This is a genomic window from Arthrobacter sp. UYEF21, assembly GCF_040546085.1.
Classification (GTDB): domain Bacteria; phylum Actinomycetota; class Actinomycetes; order Actinomycetales; family Micrococcaceae; genus Arthrobacter.
Genome location: NZ_JBEPNF010000013.1, coordinates 90,112 through 108,078 on the forward strand (window position 1 = coordinate 90,112; position 17,967 = coordinate 108,078).

Sequence of the window (17,967 nt, forward strand, 5' to 3'; positions counted from 1 at the left end):
GAGTTTTCCGGAACTACCTACCCACGGCCGTGGCTGTCAAAGGGGACTGTCAATACGCGCGGGGATCCCTAAGTTCGGCCACCTGGCGACGCAGCGCAGCGATCTCCGCCACGAGATCCGCCAGTTCCGCGCGAACCGGTTCCTCGGCGGACTCCACAGCGGCCTCGGTGGACTCTTTAACGCGCTGGACCAGCCAGGGCGCGATGGACGCTGTGACCACACCCAACACAGCAATGCCGCTCATCATGAGGCCGCCGAAACCATCTGGCCAACCGGCGTCACAGGGTACATGTCGCCGCAACCCACCGTGGTGAGGGTGGTGATCGCCCACCAGACGGCGTCACCCAACGTCAGGATCTTGGCGCCGGGTGCGGATTGTTCCAGGTCCAGCACTGCCAGCGCGCCCACGAATGCCAGCAGCGCAGCTGATCCGGCCACGTAGGTGACCACCCGGCCGCGGAGGGTCTCGCCAACAGTCCGGTGCAGCACGGAGAGCAGCGTCACCAGCCGGAGCAGCCTGAGCGGGCGGAAAACGGGAGTGCCACAATCAGGAGCTCATGCAGGTTCCAGAAAAACCAGCGACGGCGGTCGGTGGCCAGCCGAAGGCTCGCGGCGTAATCGAGGGCGAAGATCCCCCCAGGTCAGCCACATCACGCCCTCAAGTCATTCCGCTCCGCTGCCGTCAACGCGGCCCACCACCTGCCAGGCACAGGCCGCCAGGAATGCCAGTGCCGTCCCAATCAGCGGTAACTCGGCAAGGTCCCGGTAGCGTTGTTGCGTCGTCTGCCACATCCTACGAGGCTGTCCTTTTGCCGCGGATTTGCCGCTAAGTTACCACCGGGTAACATTAGGGCATGCACCTGCTCCTGCGCACCCTCCTGATGCTGTTCACGTCCACCCGCCGTTCGGCGCTGACCATCTGGGACACATCATCCCTGCCGCTGCGGGTCCTGCCAACGGACATCGACATCGCCATGCATGTCAACAACGGCATGTACTTCTCCCTCATGGATCTGGGCCGGTTCGACCTCATGGTCCGCAGCGGCGTCTGGAAAAGGATGCGCCAGCGTGGCTGGAGTCCGGTGGCGGCGGGGGAGACCATCGCCTTCCGGAAGTCGCTGCAGCTTTGGCAGCCGTACACCATCGAAACGAAGATCATCGGACTGGACGCCAAAGCTATCTACTTCGAGCAGCGTATGGTGGCCGAAGGAGAAATTTACGCGCGTGCCTACATCGCCACCCGCCTGGTCAGCAAGGGCAAACCTGTCAGCCAGGCGGAGATCCTGCGCGAGTTCGGCCAGCCACCGGCGGACCTGGTTCTGCCGGAATGGATCCACGAATGGCGTGAGACCAATGCCCTGCCGGGCAGCCGTACCCCGGCGCCGCACCTTTGGGACGCCACAGCCTGACCGCCACAGCCTGACCACCGCGGCCTGACCGCCGCGGCCTGACCGCCACAGCCTGACCGCCGCGGGCCGCCGGAAGTCGCGCACCCTACGTGCCGACGTCGCGCCGGTTCACCGCCACCGCAGCAACGGCCACCAGGGCCACGGAGATGCCCCAAAGCCAGACCGCCGCCGCCCAGTCCGCCCCGTTGGCCACCGGCGCGTTCCCGTACGCCCAGTGGTAGGGGCTCAGGTTCAGCAGCCACTCGACGTCGGGGCTCTGCCGGCCCACCGCGTTGAAGACGTATCCCAAGACGCCGACGGCGGCACCTGCGGCGAGCCCGTAGGTCCGCCGCCCGGACATGGCACCGGCGCACAGCGCAGCGGTTCCGGTCAGCAGGGACAGCCCGGCGAACAGGACGGACGCGCCGAAAAGGTACTCCGGCCGGATAGCCAGCTCGGCCGAATCGTTCAGCAGCCGCACCAGCACAAAGACCAACGCCGCCAGCAGCACCACCCGAATTAGCAGGGACAGTGCGCGTTCAAGCACCACCTGGACGCGCGTCACGCCGTGGGCAAGGGTCAGTTCCAGCTGGCCGGATTCCTCGTCACCGCCCACCGCGGCGGCTCCCCACCCCACGGAGGCGATGGTCATCAGCAGGAACCCGATCAGCCCGAAGAGCGTGGCCTGGGTGTAGCCGGGACCGGTGGCCATCTGTTCGTAGTTCAGCGCCTTGGTCATCTCCGCCGGGAGGGCATCAATCAGGTCCTGCATCTGCGCGCTCCCGCCAATGGACGGGTACAGCGGCAGGTACAGGAACGTGGCGCCGGCCAGGCCGGCCGCCCACGCGAGCGTTGAGCGCCAACTGTCGAGGAACGCGCGCCGGAACAGCGGCAGCGTGGTGCTCACCTGGCAATCCTCCGGGTGCTTGGATCCTCCGGGGCTGAATCCCGGGGGATGGAATACAGCTGCAGCACCGATTCCTCCAGGTCAGGCTCCTCCAGGACAAGGTCCTTTAATTGCAGCGTGCCCAGGGCCTTGACCAGTGGCTGGATGGCACCTTCCAGCGTGGCGGATACAGTGACGGTGCCGTTGGACTCCAGTAGCTCCACATGCCCGACGCCGGGCACCGCTCCCAGCAGCGCCCCGGCGTCGTGCGCTGTGATGCCGTCCGCCGAGAACCGAACGTGCCGGACGGCACCTTCCCGCAGTCCGCTGACCGACTCGACGGCGATGATTTTGCCGTCCCGGAGGATAGCCACCGTGTCTGCGGTCTGCTGGACTTCGCTAAGCACGTGGGAACTGAGGAAAATGGTCTGCCCCTGGTGCTGCGCTTCCTGCACCATGGCATGGAATTCCTGCTGGACCAGCGGATCCAGCCCGCTGGTGGGCTCATCGAGGACCAGCAGTTCTGGGTTGTGCATAAACGCCTGGACCAGGCCCAGTTTCTGCTTGTTGCCCTTGGACAGCTTGCGGGTGTGCCGGTCGAGGTCCAGTCCCAGCCGTTCGGCCAGCGCGTCGATCCTGCCCGGAGAGACCGGACCGCTGATCGCCTCGTAGTGGGACAGCAGTTTCCGGCCGGTCACCCGTCCCTCGAGGAACAGTTCGCCCGGAAGGTAGCCAATCCTGCGGCGAAGCTCGGGTCCACCCAGCCGCGGATCCTCGCCCAGGACGCGGATCGCCCCCGAGGTGGGGCGGATGATGTCCAGCAGGCAGCGCATGGTGGTGGTCTTCCCTGCGCCGTTGGGGCCGATCACGCCGAACACGGACCCGGCCTCGACGGCGAAATCCACCCCATGCAGCACTTCGCGGCGGCCGAATTTCTTGGTGAGGGACCTGGTGGCGATAGCTTCGGCCATGCGCCCTCCTGTTCGGCAGTCAGCGGCTGTTGAACTTTTACGTTAGGCGCCGAGGCGCCCGCTGTACACGGCGGGCAGCGGATATTCCCGATGACGCGGGGAGCGAACAGGGTGCCCGCGGCCGGGACATCCGCCGGCGCCTCGCGTACCGTTGAAACCATGGCTACCGTAGACATCACAGGTGAACAGTTCGCATCCACCATCGAAGGCAACGACATTGTGCTCGTGGACTTCTGGGCTGAATGGTGCGGTCCCTGCAAGCAGTTCGGGCCCACGTACAGCGCCGTGTCAGAGAAGCACTCCGATGTCGTGTTCTCCAAGGTGGACACCCAGGCCGAGCAGCAGCTCGCCGCCGAGGCCGGCATCACGTCCATTCCCACGCTGATGGCCTTCCGCGAAAAGGTTCTGGTTTTCTCCCAGCCTGGCGCGCTCAACGCCCAGCAGCTGGAGCAGGTTGTGGACGCCGTCAAGGCCCTGGACATGGACGAGGTCCACGCCCACGTCGCGGGCTTGCAGGCGGACGCCGCCGCCGGCAGCACCCCGGGTGCAGCCAAGAGCTCGGGTCCCCAGGACGGCACGCAGATTCCCGACGCCTGATCCCCTCTTGGCTGCAACGTGGGCCCCACGCGCGCAGTGTTCCCTGGCCGAGCTTGCGAGGCGAGGAGCGGGTGGGGACAGTCACTTAACTGCAACGCGGGTCACTTTCCGCCCAATAACTTAGGTTTTTTGGGCGGAAAGTGACCCCGCGTTGTACATGGGAGACTAAATGCGCTCGATCTTGGCGGGCTCGGCCAGCAGCGCGCTGAGGGATTCGTCCAGGTCCTGCACGGCAATGCCCTTGGAGTGCTTCGCGAGGTCCTCCTCGGACGCCCACTGTTCGGTCAGGACCAGCTTCTCTTCGGTGGCCTCGGTCAGCTCGTACCGGATGCAGCCGGGCTCGCTGACCACCTCATCGATCGCGATTTCCAGTGCGAGCTTCACACGGAAGAACTCGCCGTCGTTGGGGATGAACGTTGCTTGCAGGTCGATGGGTGCACTCATGGATTTCACAATACCGGGCGTCAGCCTGTGGCCCGATTCCATTGCGCCCGTCCAGTTGGTAGCGTGCCACCATGCGTGCTTACACAGCCGGGGACACTGACGTTCCGCTCCTTGAGGAAACCATCGGCGCGAATTTTGAGCGGGTGGCGGCCGAGTTCCCGTTCCACGATGCATTGATCGAGGCCGCGGCGGTGCCCGGCGGTGACGCCCGCCGCTGGAGCTACACCAAGATGAACGACGACGTCGATCGCCTCGCGCGTGCGCTGCTCGCCTGCGGCGTCGCCCAGGGGGACCGGGTGGGCATCTGGAGCCCGAACTGCGCCGAATGGACCCTCGTGCAGTACGCCACCGCCAAAGCCGGCGCCATCCTGGTGAACGTGAACCCCGCCTACCGCAGCCACGAACTGGAGTTTGTGGTGAAGCAGAACGGCATGCGCATGCTGGTCACCGCGCCGTCGGACCGCAACAGCGACTACGTGGGGATGGCCCGCAACGCGCTCGCGGAGTGTCCAGACCTCCGCGAACTGGTCTTCCTGCCGGATCCCGGCGTAGACGGGCTCGACGCCGGCGTCCCCCAAAGTGAGGCAGAGCTGACGTACGCCGAGCTGCTCAAACGGGCTGACGCCGTCGGCCATTCCGCCCTGAAGGCGCGGATGGCGGAGCTGCTGGCGCACGATCCCATCAACCTGCAGTACACGTCGGGGACCACGGGCTTTCCCAAGGGCGCCACCCTGACCCACCACAACCTGCTTAACAACGGCTTCTCCATCGGTGAGATGCTGGGCTACACGGACCATGACAGGGTGGTGATTCCGGTGCCGTTCTACCACTGCTTCGGCATGGTGATCGGCAACCTTGCCGCTCTCAGCCACGGCGCTGCCACCATCATCCCGGGCCGCGGTTTCACCCCCGGGGCGGCGCTGGAGGCTGTCCAGGATTTCGGCGGCACCTCGCTGTACGGCGTGCCCACCATGTTCATCGCCGAGCTCGCGCTGCCGGACTTCGGCTCCTACGATCTGTCCACCCTCCGCACCGGTGTGATGGCCGGCTCGCTGTGCCCCATCGAGGTGATGAACCGGGTCATTTCGGAGATGCACATGGTGGATGTGGCCATCTGTTACGGCATGACCGAGACCTCACCCGTCTCAACCATGACCCGGCACGGGGACACCCTCCAGCAACGCACCGAAACAGTGGGCCGCACCATACCCCGGCTCGAAAGCCAGGTCATCGACCCCGGCTCCGGAGAGGTGCTGGAGCGCGGCGCCATCGGCGAGCTGTGCACCCGCGGCTATGCCGTCATGCAGGGGTACTGGGCAAAGCCCGACAAAACCGCGGAAGCCATCGACGCCGACGGCTGGATGCACACCGGTGACCTCGCCCGGATGGATGAGGAGGGCTATGTGGTGATTGAAGGCCGGATCAAGGACATGGTGATCCGCGGCGGCGAGAACATCTACCCGCGCGAGATCGAGGAATTCCTGTATACCCACCCGGCCGTCCAAGACGTACAGGTGATCGGCGTCCCGGATGCCAGGTACGGCGAGGAGCTCATGGCGTGCATCATCCTGAACCAGGGGGCGGCACCGCTGGACGAAGCCGCCGTCGCGGAATTCTGCCGGGGAAAGCTGGCACACTACAAAATCCCGCGCTATGTGGACCTCCGAGAGAGCTTCCCCATGACTGTTTCCGGCAAGATCCGAAAAATCGAGATGCGCGAGGAGGCGGTGGCCCGGCTGGGCCTCTGACCGCCGTTTACGATCTATCAGGCCCGGGATGCGGGCGTTGCGCCGAAGCGTTTACGTGCCAAGGACCTGGTTGGCGGCGGCCGGCTGATTCGGGTGCACGCCGGCCTGGACCCGGATTTGGTTCAGCGGGCACGCGTGCTCAGCGTCGCCACACCGGACGCGTGGGTGTCCCACGAGACCGCGGCCATTCTCAACGGGCTGGGTCTTCCTCCCTGGCTGGGCCAGGAACCGCGCATCTATCTCAGTAAGCAGCACGCACTTCCCCGGGTACGGCGCCCCGGCGTCATCGGTCACCGTGTCCACGTGGTTCCGGTGGGAGTGGTGGGCGACTGACGGGATCCGGGTCAGCGGGCCCGCCCGGACGTGGCTTGATCTGGCCCATACGCTGCCGCTCCGGTATCTGGTGGCAATGGGGGACCCGCTGATCCGGGTTCCGCGACCCGAACTGCAGTTCCGTACGGACCTGTTCACGGTCCAGCCGTATCAGCCACCGTCAGGGTGAAACAGAACTCCCCGAAGCTGTTCCCCGCCCTCGTGCCCAAACAGATCGATCTCGACAAACCCCGGTACGGCATCGTCCCACTCGGCCCAGGTCCGGACCGGGATCTGGGACTTCAACAGCGTGCCTGGCTCGGTAAGCGACCGTCCGCGCAGGATCAGTTTGGACCGTTCGCCGGCGAGTTTGCGGTCGATGGTCGCGGCGCTCATCCGCATCAGCAGCCCGGCCTGTTCATCGGTCAGACTTACGTCCACCCTGTCGGTTAGGGCGGGGGCACAGCGTGCGATCCGACAACCTGCTCAAGGGGCAGGCCACCCCATGCTTCCTGACCCAAAAAGAAGAACTCCAGATCTCCGACCGTCTCTCGGGCGGGCACTCCCGGCTGTCCGGCTGAGTCCGGGCCGAGGAGAGAGCGGACCTCTCATAGGTCGACGGGTAAGCGGCAGGTACGGCACGTCAATGGTCACAGTAGGCAGACTATGGGCGCACCCCAGCGCCCTAAACGTGGCCGGGATGCCGGCATCGCCTATGACTTCGCGAACGGGGCACCCCCCAACTGACCGTGTAGTGAGGGATCGGCGCGGGGACGCCCTGCGTTTATTGCTGACGGAACCACGCCACATGGCGGTGGCAGCCACACCATCTCGCGGAAAACTGGCGCTAAGCCCTCCCCGGTCGCCGAACACCCCCGCCCGGGCAATATTCTTCAACCGGCTCGGCACGATCCGCGACCGTTCCTTCGAGCAGCAGCGCTGCAGAACCAGCGGGCTGAACATCAACCTCACCGCCGACTACACCTGGCCGCCTGCCAACCACATCAAACCCGGCAAATACAGGCCACTACGACGCTCGGCAAAACCTTTGCGTCGGATATTTCACAATCACAAGCCACCCCGTTTAGGTGGTCAGTGCCGGCGGTGGTCCTGGATGGTCATCCGCGGCCCGAAAGTGGGTTTGCGGAAGCCGCTCAGGCCGATCATCCGGACCACCCGCTGGCGTTGCCCCGTCCACGGCTCCAACAGAGCCAGCATCCCGGCGTCGTCAGTCCGCCGGCCGGTCAGCGCAGCGCCCACATAGGCGGCGAGGTGGTAATCGCCCACGGCGATGGAATCCGGGCACCCATGGGTCCGCTGCACCACTTCGGCTGCGGTCCACACCCCGATGCCGGGAATGACCTGCAGCTTGGCCGCCGCCTCCACCGCGGGCAGGGCAGCGAGCCGTTCAAGCGCGACGGCGGAACGCAGCGCCCGCATGACAGTTGCGGACCGCTGCGGGCCGACGCCGGCCTGGTGCCACTCCCAGGAAGGGACGCGCAGCCACTGCGCGGGGGTGGGCTGGATGCGGAGCCCTTCGGGCGCGGCCGTGCCGGCCGCCGGCGCGGGCGTTCCGAATCGGTACATCAGGTACCGGTAGCCGCGGCGGGCTTCGATGACGGTGACTTTCTGCTCCAGGATGGTGGGCACAAGGCAGTCAACCACCCGCCGCGTGGAGGGCAGGCGGACCGCCAGGTTCCGGCGTCGGGCCTCACGCACCATCCGGGGGAGCGTGGCATGGAAGGCCGGTTCGTCAAAGGCCGACCAATCGTCGTAGGCGCCCAGCAGGCGGGGCACGCCGGCGAGACTGGCAGCGGAACCGGGCCCCCACGCCTGGGCGTCAACAGCACCCTGCTCTCCGGAGCCAGCGGAGGTGAGACGCAGGGTCACCGGGCCCTCCGGCGTCGTAAACGCAGTCCATAGCCCGTCCGGACGGGAGGAAAACGACGGATCCCCGGTGCCCCGCAGGAGGGGGCCGAGCGTTTGTTTCAGGCTGTAGGGACCATCCGGATGCCACCGGAGGGACGCGTCCGCGGCGGCGGCCAGCCGGGCGGGGGCGTCGGCGATGGTCATGTATTCATCGTCCCACGGCGGGCCGACAATGCAGCTTCCGGAGCCCCTTACAGACCGAAGAAGCCAGGACTAGACTCCATCGTGTGGCGCGGGGCGTCCGCGCCTTCCCCTCGCATTCAAAGGAGCATGCAGTGGCTGGAGTTGTGCATTTTGAGATCCCCGCCGATGACAACGGTCGTGCGAACACCTTCTACGAGAACACGTTTGGCTGGACCCTGAGCCCCATGCAGGGGATGAACTACACCACGGCCATCACCACACCGTCGGACGAACAGACCGGCATGCCGAGCGCGCCCGGGGCCATCAACGGGGCGCTGTTCCCGCGGACCGAAGGCCTCAAGACGCCCATCATTACGATCGATGTAGACGACGTCGATGCCGCGCTGGCCCAGGTCGAATCCGCCGGCGGTTCCGTGGCCCAGGCCAAGGACGCCGTTCCCGGTATGGGCTACTTCGCCTATTTCAAGGACACCGAGGGCAACATCCTGGGCCTGTGGCAAACCGATTCGTCGGCGGGGACCTGACCCTTGGGCAGGACCGGCCGCGGCAGGCGGTAACTTTGTAGTCATGAAGTACGCGCAGTCCGTCCTGGACCTCATCGGTAACACGCCGCTCATCAAGCTCAACCACGTGACGGAAGGCCTCAAAGCCACAGTCCTGGTCAAGCTGGAATACATCAACCCCGGCGGCTCCATCAAGGACCGCATCGCGGTGAAAATGATCGACGAGGCCGAACGGACCGGCAAACTCCTCCCCGGCGGGACCATCGTTGAGCCGACGTCGGGAAACACCGGCGTGGGTCTGGCGCTCGTGGCCCAGCAGAAGGGCTACAAATGCATTTTCGTGGTGCCGGACAAGGTGGGCGAGGACAAACGCGCCGTGCTTCAGGCCTATGGCGCCGAAGTGGTGGTCACGCCCACGTCCGTGGCCCCCGACAGCCCGCAGAGCTACTACAGCGTCTCGGACCGGCTCGTGACGGAAATCCCCGGCGCCTACAAGCCGGACCAGTTCTCCAATCCGGCCGCCCCGGGCAGCCACTACGAGACCACCGGCCCGGAAATCTGGCGTGACACGGACGGCCGGGTCACGCACTGCGTGATCGGCGCCGGTACCGGCGGCACCATCACCGGCACCGGCCGGTACCTCAAGGAGGTTTCCGCTCGCCGTGCCGAGTCCGACGGCGGCAGGGTCCGGATTGTTGGGGCGGACCCCGCAGGTTCGGTCTACTCCGGCGGTACCGGGCGCCCGTACTTCGTTGAGGGCGTCGGCGAGGACATGTGGCCGGACAACTATGACAAGTCCGTTCCGGACGACGTGATCGCCGTCAGCGACGCCGATTCATTTGCCATGACCCGCCGGCTGGCCCGCGAGGAAGGGCTGCTGGTTGGCGGCTCCTCCGGCATGGCCGTGGTGGCAGCGCTGCAGGCTGCCCGCGACCTCCCGGAAAGCGCGGTGGTGGTGGTCATCCTCCCGGACTCCGGACGCGGGTACCTGGCCAAGATTTTCAACGACCAGTGGATGCGCTCCTACGGCTTCCTCTCCGGCGGCGAGGAAGCATCCGTGGGCGAGGTCATCAAGACCAAGAACGGCGAACTGCCCGACCTGGTGCACATCCACCCGAACGAGTCTGTCCGCGATGTCATCAACATCATGAACGAGTTCGGCGTCAGCCACATCCCTGTCCTGTCGCAGGAACCGCCCGTGGTGATGGGCGAGGTCCTCGGTGCGGTTGATGAGCGGACCCTGACCAGCAAGCTGTTCCGCGGCGAAGCGAAGCTGACGGACAAGATCTCCGAGCACATGGGCCCCCGGCTCCCGGTCATCGGCTCGTTGGAAACCATCTCCGCAGCCCGCGAGCTGCTCTCCGACGTGGACACCGTGATGGTGACGTTCGTCGGCGCTCCGGTGGGAATCCTCACCCGCCACGACCTGCTCGCCTACCTCAGCAGCTAATCCTCCGTGGTTGCGCCTGTCGAAACCAGGATCGCGACAGGCTCGATCACCGCATGAAAGGACCGTCAATGTCTGTCTCTGAAAACCAGGGTTTCAACACCCGCGCTGTCCACGCCGGCCAGGCCTTCGAGCCCCGGACAGGCGCCGTGGTCCCGCCGGTGCACTTCAGCTCCACCTACGCCCAGGACGGCATCGGCGGGCTCCGCGACGGCTATGAATACGGCCGCGGCACCAACCCCACCCGTGATGCCCTGCAGGAGCAGCTCGCAGCGCTCGAAGGCGGCACCCACGCCTACTCCTTCAGCTCCGGCCTGGCCGCGGAGGACTCCCTGATCCGCGCCCTGACCCGGCCGGGTGACCACATCGTCCTCGGCAACGACGCTTACGGCGGCACCTACCGGCTCATCAGCCGGGTCCTGGGCGAGTGGGGGATCGGCAACACCCCCGTGGACATGGCGGACCTGGACTCGGTGCGCAAGGCTGTTTCCGCGAACAAGACCCGCTTCGTGTGGGTGGAGACCCCCTCCAACCCGCTGATGAAGGTCACCGATATTGAGGCGCTCGCAAAGGTGGCGCACGACGCCGGTGCCCTCCTGATCGTCGACAACACCTTCGCGTCGCCCTATCTGCAGAATCCGCTCGCCCTGGGTGCCGACGTGGTGGTCCACTCCACGACCAAGTACATCGGCGGCCATTCCGACGTGGTGGGCGGCGCCATTGTGGTCAAGGACGCCGAGCTCGCAGAGAAGATCGGTTTCGTCCAGTTCGCCGTGGGTGCGGTGTCCGGCCCGATGGACGCATTCCTTACTACCCGCGGGCTGAAGACGCTGGGTGTGCGCATGGACCGGCACAGCGACAACGGCCAGGCCGTGGCCGAATGGCTGCTGCAGCGCCCCGAGGTGGAGGCCGTCCTGTATCCGGGCCTGCCCTCCCACCCTGGCCATGAGCTGGCCAAGAAGCAGATGAAGAAGTTCGGCGGCATGGTGTCCGTCCAGTTCAAGGGCGGCGAGGCGGCGGCCCGCACGGTCGCCGAAAACACGCAGGTGTTCACGCTGGCAGAATCCCTGGGCGGCATCGAATCACTGATGAACTACCCCTCGGAGATGACCCACGCATCGGTCAAGGGCACTGAGCTCGCGGTTCCGGTCAACCTGATCCGGCTCTCCTGCGGCATCGAGGACGTGGAAGACCTCATCGCCGACCTCGAGCGGGCCTTCACCTTCCTCAAGTAGCACCTTCCAACTACCGGCACGAACCAAAAGGCACCCTGGCTTTCTTCAGGAAAGTTAGCTAGGGTGCCTTTATGGTACTCCGCTCCGACTGGTCCCAGCGCAACTGCAGCATGGCACGAGGTCTCGACATTTTGGGTGACCCCTGGAGCATGCTGGTGCTCCGCGAGGTCTTTTTCGGCAACGGGCGCTTCGACGCCATGAGGTCCCGGCTCGCCGTCGCGGACTCGGTGCTCACCAGGCGCCTGGCGGGTCTGGTGGAGTCGGGGCTGCTGGCGAAGAAGGCGTACGACGACGGTGGCCGCGCCCGCCAGGAGTACGTCCTGACCCCGAAGGGTGAGGACGCCCTCCCCGTCCTGAACGCCGTGGTTATGTGGGCGGAAAAGCACCTGCCGGCACCCTCGGACCAGGCCCACATGTTCGTGATCCATTCCGGCTGCGGCCAGCGGACCAGTTCCGCGGACACCTGCACCGGCTGCGGAGAACGGCTGACGGCCGCGAATACGAGCTGGCACAGCCTCACCCGGACGGACGCACCCGTGCAACTGGCCACCGCCGCGTGAGCGCCACGGAAACAGCCCAACGTCGCCGCCTGCACCCCGCCTGGATCGTCGCGGCCGTCGCCTTCCTGGCCCTCGTGGGAGCTGCCGGATTCCGGGCTGCCCCGGGTGTCCTGATGGTGCCCCTGCAGCAGGAGTTCGGCTGGTCCACCACCGTTCTGTCCGCAGCCGTCAGCATCAACCTGGTGCTGTTTGGCCTGACTGCCCCCTTCGCCGCGGCCCTGATGGAGCGGTTCGGGATCCGGGCCGTCACCGCCACCGCCCTGGTGCTGATCGGCGCGGGCAGCGCGCTCACGGTGCTGGTCAACCAGTCCTGGCAGATCCTCCTGACCTGGGGCCTTTTGATTGGACTCGGCACCGGGTCCATGGCGCTCGTCTTCGCCGCCACCATCGCCAACACCTGGTTCTCCAGGAGCCGGGGCCTGGTGATCGGCATCCTCACCGCCGGCAGCGCCGCAGGCCAGCTGGTCTTCCTGCCGTTCATCGCCATGCTGGCCCAGAACCCGGGCTGGCGGCAGGCATCGCTGCTGATCGCCGCCGGCGCGCTGGCGGTGGTTCCGCTGGTGCTGAAGTTCCTCAAGAACTCACCGGCCGACGTCGGCGCCTTGCCTTGAGGTGAAACGGCACCCGAGGAAGGAACGGCTGCGTTCCCGGCAGCGGACCCCGTGGACAGCGGGCGCAGCAGCAACGCCGCGGTGCGCGCCCTGCAGGTGCTCAAGCGGGCAAGCAAGGTGCGGACGTTCTGGGCGTTGGTGGCGGGATTCGCGATCTGCGGCGCCACCACGAACGGGCTGATCGGCACACACTTCATCCCATCCGCGCACGACCACGGCATGCCCGAAACCACCGCGGCCGGGCTGCTCGCCGTCGTCGGGATCTTTGACATCGTGGGCACCATCGCCTCCGGCTGGCTGACCGACCGCTACAACCCCAAGATCCTGCTGGCCGTCTACTACCAGTTCCGGGGGATCGGCCTGCTGGTGCTGCCGCTGCTCCTGAGCGCCAGCATCCAGCCGAGCATGATCGTTTTTGTGGTGATCTACGGCCTGGACTGGGTGGCCACCGTGCCGCCCACCGCGGCAATCTGCCGGAAAACGTTCGGCGCGGACGGCAGCGTGGTGTTCGGCTGGGTGTTCGCGGCCCACCAGCTGGGCGCGGCCGCTGCTGCCCTCGGCGCCGGCGTCATCCGGGACGCCACCGGCCAGTACACCTACGCCTGGATCGGCGCGGCGGCCATGTGCGCCATCGCCGCCGTCATCAGTGCCACCATCCGCAAGGACAAGGCTGTGAAGGAACCCGTCCCGGTGGCGGCGGCCTAGGCTAACCGCCGCCGAGATGGGGGGGCTACGCCGGGGTTTTAGGGGAGGTGTTGGCCGGGGCGGCCGGCTTCCCTGTGAAGTACCCCCGGGTCGACGGCAGGAACCGGCAGACTACCGCCAGCACCACGCCAAGGCCCAGGAGCGCCACGCCGCCGATGAAGGCACCGCCTACGCCGAAGATCTGCGTGTCGCCGTAGGCGGGATCCCACATCTGGACGGCGGAGATGAAAAACGCGGCCGTCAGCAGGAGAGCGCCCACCAGTGGAAGGATGCCGCGGAACCAGAGGTTGCGGGCCGAACCACGGAGCGTGGACCGGAAGTACCAGAAGCAGGCGAAGCCGGTCAGTGCGTAATAGAACGCGATGAACAGGCCGATGGCGCTGATGGAATCGCTGAGCAGGTTTTCACTGAGGAAGCTCATGGCCACGTAGTACACCACTGCGGCGGTGCCCATGACCTGGGTGGAGAATCCCGGCGTCTGGTTCCGGGTATGGACCTCGCCGAACTTCGGGGGCAGCGCACCGTGCACGCCCATGGACAGCGTGCCGCGGGCCGTAGGCAGGATGGTGGTCTGTGTGGAGGAGAGCACGGAGGCCAGCACGGCCACCACAATCAGCCAGCCCCACGGACCCAGGACAACATCCTTCATGGCCAGGAAGACGTCGGCCTGGTTGGCTTCGTTGCCCAAACCAATGCCCTCGGTGCCCACCGTGGCGTACATCATCACCAGCAACGCCACCGACACGTAAATGGCGACGAGGACGAAGGCTGAGATGACGGCGCCTCGGCCGGGCGTGGTGGACGGGTTTTCGGTTTCCTCGTTCACGGCGAGGCAGGTGTCCCACCCCCAGTAGATGAACAGGGCAAGCAGCGCCCCGTGCACCACAGCGCCCGGATCGGCGAAGGCGGCGGCCGGGTTGAACCACTCGAAATCGAACGCCTGGCCTTCCGGTGCACCCCCCGCGATGCGGACAATGATGGCCAGCGCGAAGATGCCCAGCGAGACATACTGCACATAGGTCAGGACACGCTGGACGTGCTCGCCCAGCCGGATACCCCGGTAGTTCACCAGCGTCATGAAGACAATAAACAGCACACCGGTGGCCGTGACAGCCACCTTGGTTCCGGCCAGCGAACCGTCGCCGATCAGCAGCCACAAATACTGCCCGGCCACCTGGGCCAGGTTGGCCAGGACCACGATCCCGGCCAGCGCAACACCCCAGCCGCCCAGCCAGCCAGCCCAGGGGCCGAACGCCCGGCGGGACCAAGTGAACGTGGTGCCGCAGTCCGGCATGGCGCTGTTCAACTCACGGAACGCATAGGCGATGAACAGGACGGGGATGAACCCGAGGATCAGGATCAGGGGAGTGTAATTCCCGTTGACGGCGACGATCAGGCCGAGAGTCGCTGCCAGCGAATACACGGGCGCGGTGGACGCCAGGCCCAGCATGACCGAGTCGCCGAGGTCCAGGATTCCCGCACGCAGCCCCTTGGCCGGGACGGCACCGCCGGACCGTCCGCCGGAGCCGCTGCCCGCCGTCGTCGTCTCCGTACTCACAGGGTCACCGGGCGCTGGAGGGTCAGGGGGCTCATAATGCGATATCTGCTTTGCTGGAGTGGGCCTGCGCTGAGAGCGGCGCCGGGGCGTTAATGGTGTTGGGCACAAAACGGCAGAAGTAATCGGTGATGGGGCCATCCGATTCCCGGATCCCGCAGCCTACGGACTCGCCGTCCACCACCCAGAGGCCCAGGACGGGGTGGTTGCCATCGAAATCGGGCAGCGGCTGGAACTGCTGGTAGCACCAGCCCTCACGGCCGTACCCGCCCGGCCGCTCCAGGCTGATGCCCTCGGCATGGATTTTGATGTTGTCGCCTTCGCGGCCGTGCAGCGGCTTGGCCACCCATTCCTTCAGCGGGCCTGGCTCGTTGAGATAGGCGGGCAGGAGGTTGGAGTGGTCCGGGTACAGGTGCCAGAGCGCGGCGAGCAGGGCTTTGTTGGAGAGCAGCATCTTCCAGGCCGGCTCCACCCAGCGGGGATTATGGGCACGCTGGAGCAGCCGGTGCCCGAAGGGCTCCTTCATCATCAGCTCCCACGGGTACAGCTTGAACATGGTGCTGATCATGAAGTTGTCCAGGTCCACAAAGCGGTTGAGGTTGGGGTCCCAGCCGATGTCGGACATGTTGATGCCGATGGTGGTCCAGCCCGCCTGGCTGGCGACGTCGCGCATGTACGCGGCCGTCATCCAGTCCTCACCGGATTCCTCCGCCTCCGAATGGGCGATGTGGAGGGTGCTCATGCCGGTGCGGTACTGCATCTTCTTCCACTGCCGGATCAATGCCTCGTGGATGCCGTTCCACTGATCCTTCTCCGGGAACACATCCTGCAGCCAGAACCACTGGGCCACGGCAGCCTCAATCAGGCCCGTGGGGGTGTCGGCGTTGTACTCCAGCATTTTGGCCGGGCCGCCCCGGCCGTCATAGATAAAGTCGAAGCGCCCATAGATGTCCATGTCGCCGGCCTGCAGCGATTCGGCGGCGAGCTCCAGGGCCTGCGGGCCGATGCCGATGTTCCCCATGGCACCCGTGGCCAGGAACTTCGCGGCCTCCAGGCACATCCTGTGCATGTCCTCGGCCTGGACTTCGAGTGACTCCACCTCGTCCATGGTGAATTCGTAGTAGGCGCCCTCGTGCCAGTATTCGATCTTCTTGCCGTCGGGCATGGTGGTGGTGGAAAAGACCAGGCCTTGCCCCTCGATCTTCTGCTTCCAGCCGGGCCTGGGCTCCGATAACAACCGCTTCACGCCTAACCCCCCGTGCTTCCGCCCTTGGAACTGCTGCCAAAGCCGCCCCTGCTGACAGTGCCGCCCTTGGTGTTGTACCCGGTGGACGCCTTGGCCCCGCTGGGGATGGTGCTGGTGTAGCTCGGGTAGGAGGACCGGTTCTGGCCAACCGCGGGCACGCCGGCACCTCTGGAGTAGAAGTACCACGCGAACAGCGCCCCGCTGCGTCCCGCGGAGCTGTTGCACTGGGTGTCTTCCACACGCTCGCCGGTTTCGTCATTGAAACAGACCTGGGCGTAATCGGCTTCATCCTGGTTGCTGGCCACCACGGCAGTGATGGTGCCGGCCAGGAGGGCCGTCAGACCCAGTCCCACCACCACGGTGCGCCGCTGGGAGCGCTTCTTGCGTGTTGCCACATCATGCGCCTGGCGCTCGCGGTCGCGGGCGAAGGGATCCACAGGGGTGACGGGTTCGTTCAGGAGTTCCGGGCGCAGCTCGGGCTTGGGCACCTGCCATGGCGGCGGCTTCGGCGCGTCCTTGGCTTTGTCCTTGTCCGGACCGCCAGTTTGGTCCTTGTCCGCGTCCATGACATCTTCCCTTGGTAGTCCGTGCTGCTTGGTAGTCCCTGCTGAAATCGGTGCTGAAATGGGCGCAACGGTGGGCCGGAAACTCAATCCTGAAATCAGCCTAGCCGCTGCCCCCACAGGCTGCGAGCGAAAACCTGGGGAGAAGTCCCCACCCCGCCGCACCTGCTCACCGAACCCGCGGGAACTTAGACTGGAGCCATGGAAACCGCATCAGTGCTAGCCGTCTGCCGTGTCCACCAACTCCTCGCCGATGAGGGGACCGTGGGGGTCACAGCCATCGACAAGCGCCCGGTGGCGGGCCCCGTCCGGGTCCACCGGCTGGGCGTCCACGGGGATGTCCAGGCAGACCGGATCAACCACGGCGGGGAGGACCAAGCCGTCTATGCGTACTCCCAAGCAGACGCGGACTACTGGGCGGCAGAGCTCCAGCGCGACCTGCCGCCCGGGATCTTCGGCGAAAACCTTCGCGTTGCCGGCATTGAAACCACAGGCGCCGTCATCGGCGAACGCTGGAAGATCGGGCTCGACGTCGAGTTGGAAGTGACGTCCCCGCGTACGCCATGTGTTGCCTTCCAGCGGCGCATGGACGAGCCCCGGTTCGTCAGGCGTTTCACCGAAGCTGGACGCGTGGGCGCCTACCTCCGGGTCATCCGCACCGGGAGCATCCAGGCCGGCGACCACATTCACCGCATCTTTGTGCCGAAGCATGGAATCACGGTGGAAAGGTGGTTCAGCGAACCTGACCTGGAGTCCATGGAGGCATTGCGGGATGCCGACGCCGACGGCGAGATCCGCCTGCAGCAGCCGGAATACGGGGCGGTATTCGAGCGGTTGCAGCGGCAGCTGGCCCGTTAACCGCTCCCTAAAGTGCCGCACAGGGAAGCCATGTGCGCAAGCTCACCGCCGCCGTCGTGCGTTCAATTAGCCGCAAAGCGGATCCGTACCTTACACTTGAAATATCCCCCACTCCGGAAATCCCTTATTCCTGCCCAATTTTTGAGGCAGGACTGGCAAGTGTTGGGGCCCGCTTATGCGATGCGGGCATTTTCATAGGGAGAGCCGGCTAAAGAAAACGCTGTACAGACTGCTGGGATAGCAGCCAAGAGATGCAGCGGGAAGT

General features: G+C 66.0%; 17 protein-coding genes and 3 pseudogenes. 11 read left to right on the forward strand and 9 right to left on the reverse strand.

Annotated features, from left to right (window positions below; genetic code table 11):
* Positions 1–49: 49 nt before the first annotated feature.
* Positions 50–792: pseudogene (locus ABIB27_RS14070) on the reverse strand (potassium channel family protein).
* 62 nt (positions 793–854) lie between these two features.
* Between ABIB27_RS14070 and ABIB27_RS14075 the strand changes: the two are divergent.
* Complete coding sequence (locus ABIB27_RS14075; RefSeq protein WP_354254076.1) at positions 855–1,409, forward strand: acyl-CoA thioesterase; 555 nt, start codon at positions 855–857, stop codon at positions 1,407–1,409.
* A gap of 85 nt (positions 1,410–1,494) precedes the next feature.
* Here ABIB27_RS14075 and ABIB27_RS14080 read toward each other — a convergent pair whose 3' ends face one another.
* Positions 1,495–2,295: an ABC transporter permease subunit gene (locus ABIB27_RS14080; protein ID WP_354254077.1), complete on the reverse strand. Its 801-nt coding sequence runs from the start codon at positions 2,293–2,295 to the stop codon at positions 1,495–1,497.
* Positions 2,292–3,245, reverse strand: coding sequence for an ABC transporter ATP-binding protein (locus ABIB27_RS14085; protein WP_354254079.1), 954 nt, complete (start codon positions 3,243–3,245; stop codon positions 2,292–2,294). Before ABIB27_RS14085 ends, ABIB27_RS14080 begins: the two co-directional genes overlap by 4 nt.
* Before the next feature lie 159 nt (positions 3,246–3,404).
* On the opposite strand from ABIB27_RS14085, the gene ABIB27_RS14090 reads away from it, so the two are divergent.
* Complete coding sequence (locus tag ABIB27_RS14090; protein ID WP_354254081.1) at positions 3,405–3,842, forward strand: thioredoxin family protein; 438 nt, start codon at positions 3,405–3,407, stop codon at positions 3,840–3,842.
* 165 nt (positions 3,843–4,007) lie between these two features.
* Here the strand turns inward: ABIB27_RS14090 and ABIB27_RS14095 are convergent, their stop codons facing one another.
* A complete protein-coding gene (locus ABIB27_RS14095; protein WP_354216466.1) occupies positions 4,008–4,286 on the reverse strand; it encodes a putative quinol monooxygenase in 279 nt (92 codons plus the stop codon).
* A gap of 71 nt (positions 4,287–4,357) precedes the next feature.
* On the opposite strand from ABIB27_RS14095, the gene ABIB27_RS14100 reads away from it, so the two are divergent.
* A complete protein-coding gene (locus tag ABIB27_RS14100; protein WP_354216467.1) occupies positions 4,358–6,034 on the forward strand; it encodes an AMP-binding protein in 1,677 nt (558 codons plus the stop codon).
* A 117-nt stretch (positions 6,035–6,151) separates the two neighbouring features.
* Positions 6,152–6,367 carry a hypothetical protein gene (locus tag ABIB27_RS14105; protein WP_354216468.1) on the forward strand — a complete coding sequence of 72 codons (216 nt, stop codon included), beginning with the start codon at positions 6,152–6,154 and terminating at the stop codon, positions 6,365–6,367.
* A 150-nt stretch (positions 6,368–6,517) separates the two neighbouring features.
* Here ABIB27_RS14105 and ABIB27_RS14110 read toward each other — a convergent pair whose 3' ends face one another.
* On the reverse strand, positions 6,518–6,787 hold the full coding sequence (locus tag ABIB27_RS14110; RefSeq protein WP_354216469.1) for a hypothetical protein: 270 nt from the start codon (positions 6,785–6,787) through the stop codon (positions 6,518–6,520).
* Positions 6,788–7,193: 406 nt separating this feature from the next.
* On the opposite strand from ABIB27_RS14110, the pseudogene ABIB27_RS14115 reads away from it, so the two are divergent.
* Positions 7,194–7,379, forward strand: a pseudogene (locus tag ABIB27_RS14115) (hypothetical protein); the annotation flags it as partial.
* 59 nt (positions 7,380–7,438) lie between these two features.
* Here the strand turns inward: ABIB27_RS14115 and ABIB27_RS14120 are convergent.
* Positions 7,439–8,419: a DNA-3-methyladenine glycosylase family protein gene (locus ABIB27_RS14120; protein ID WP_354216470.1), complete on the reverse strand. Its 981-nt coding sequence runs from the start codon at positions 8,417–8,419 to the stop codon at positions 7,439–7,441.
* A gap of 131 nt (positions 8,420–8,550) precedes the next feature.
* Here ABIB27_RS14120 and ABIB27_RS14125 point away from each other — a divergent pair, with 131 nt between their 5' ends.
* The 5 genes and pseudogenes from ABIB27_RS14125 (at position 8,551) to ABIB27_RS14145 (ending at position 13,480) form a co-directional block, all read left to right on the forward strand.
* Entirely contained in the window at positions 8,551–8,943 is a 393-nt protein-coding gene (locus tag ABIB27_RS14125) for a VOC family protein (protein ID WP_354216471.1), read from the forward strand.
* Positions 8,944–8,986: 43 nt separating this feature from the next.
* Positions 8,987–10,372 (forward strand): cystathionine beta-synthase, encoded by a 1,386-nt coding sequence (locus ABIB27_RS14130; RefSeq protein ID WP_354216472.1) that lies wholly within the window; start codon positions 8,987–8,989, stop codon positions 10,370–10,372.
* Between the two features lie 68 nt (positions 10,373–10,440).
* A complete protein-coding gene (locus tag ABIB27_RS14135; protein WP_354254083.1) occupies positions 10,441–11,604 on the forward strand; it encodes a cystathionine gamma-synthase in 1,164 nt (387 codons plus the stop codon).
* A 71-nt stretch (positions 11,605–11,675) separates the two neighbouring features.
* On the forward strand, positions 11,676–12,164 hold the full coding sequence (locus ABIB27_RS14140) for a winged helix-turn-helix transcriptional regulator (protein ID WP_354216474.1): 489 nt from the start codon (positions 11,676–11,678) through the stop codon (positions 12,162–12,164).
* A pseudogene (locus ABIB27_RS14145) lies at positions 12,161–13,480 on the forward strand (MFS transporter). Before ABIB27_RS14140 ends, ABIB27_RS14145 begins: the two are co-directional and overlap by 4 nt.
* A 25-nt stretch (positions 13,481–13,505) precedes the next feature.
* Here the strand turns inward: ABIB27_RS14145 and ABIB27_RS14150 are convergent.
* From ABIB27_RS14150 to ABIB27_RS14160, 3 genes are read right to left on the reverse strand one after another with little or no spacing between them, the layout of a single operon-like run.
* On the reverse strand, positions 13,506–15,038 hold the full coding sequence (locus ABIB27_RS14150; protein ID WP_354216475.1) for an APC family permease: 1,533 nt from the start codon (positions 15,036–15,038) through the stop codon (positions 13,506–13,508).
* A 31-nt stretch (positions 15,039–15,069) separates the two neighbouring features.
* Complete coding sequence (locus ABIB27_RS14155; RefSeq protein WP_354254085.1) at positions 15,070–16,281, reverse strand: glutathionylspermidine synthase family protein; 1,212 nt, start codon at positions 16,279–16,281, stop codon at positions 15,070–15,072.
* Positions 16,282–16,283: 2 nt separating this feature from the next.
* Positions 16,284–16,847, reverse strand: coding sequence for a Tat pathway signal protein (locus tag ABIB27_RS14160; RefSeq protein ID WP_354216477.1), 564 nt, complete (start codon positions 16,845–16,847; stop codon positions 16,284–16,286).
* A gap of 198 nt (positions 16,848–17,045) precedes the next feature.
* Between ABIB27_RS14160 and ABIB27_RS14165 the strand changes: the two genes are divergently transcribed.
* Positions 17,046–17,702, forward strand: a complete 657-nt coding sequence (locus ABIB27_RS14165) for an MOSC domain-containing protein (RefSeq protein WP_354254087.1) — start codon at positions 17,046–17,048, stop codon at positions 17,700–17,702.
* The last annotated feature ends 265 nt before the right edge of the window (positions 17,703–17,967 follow it).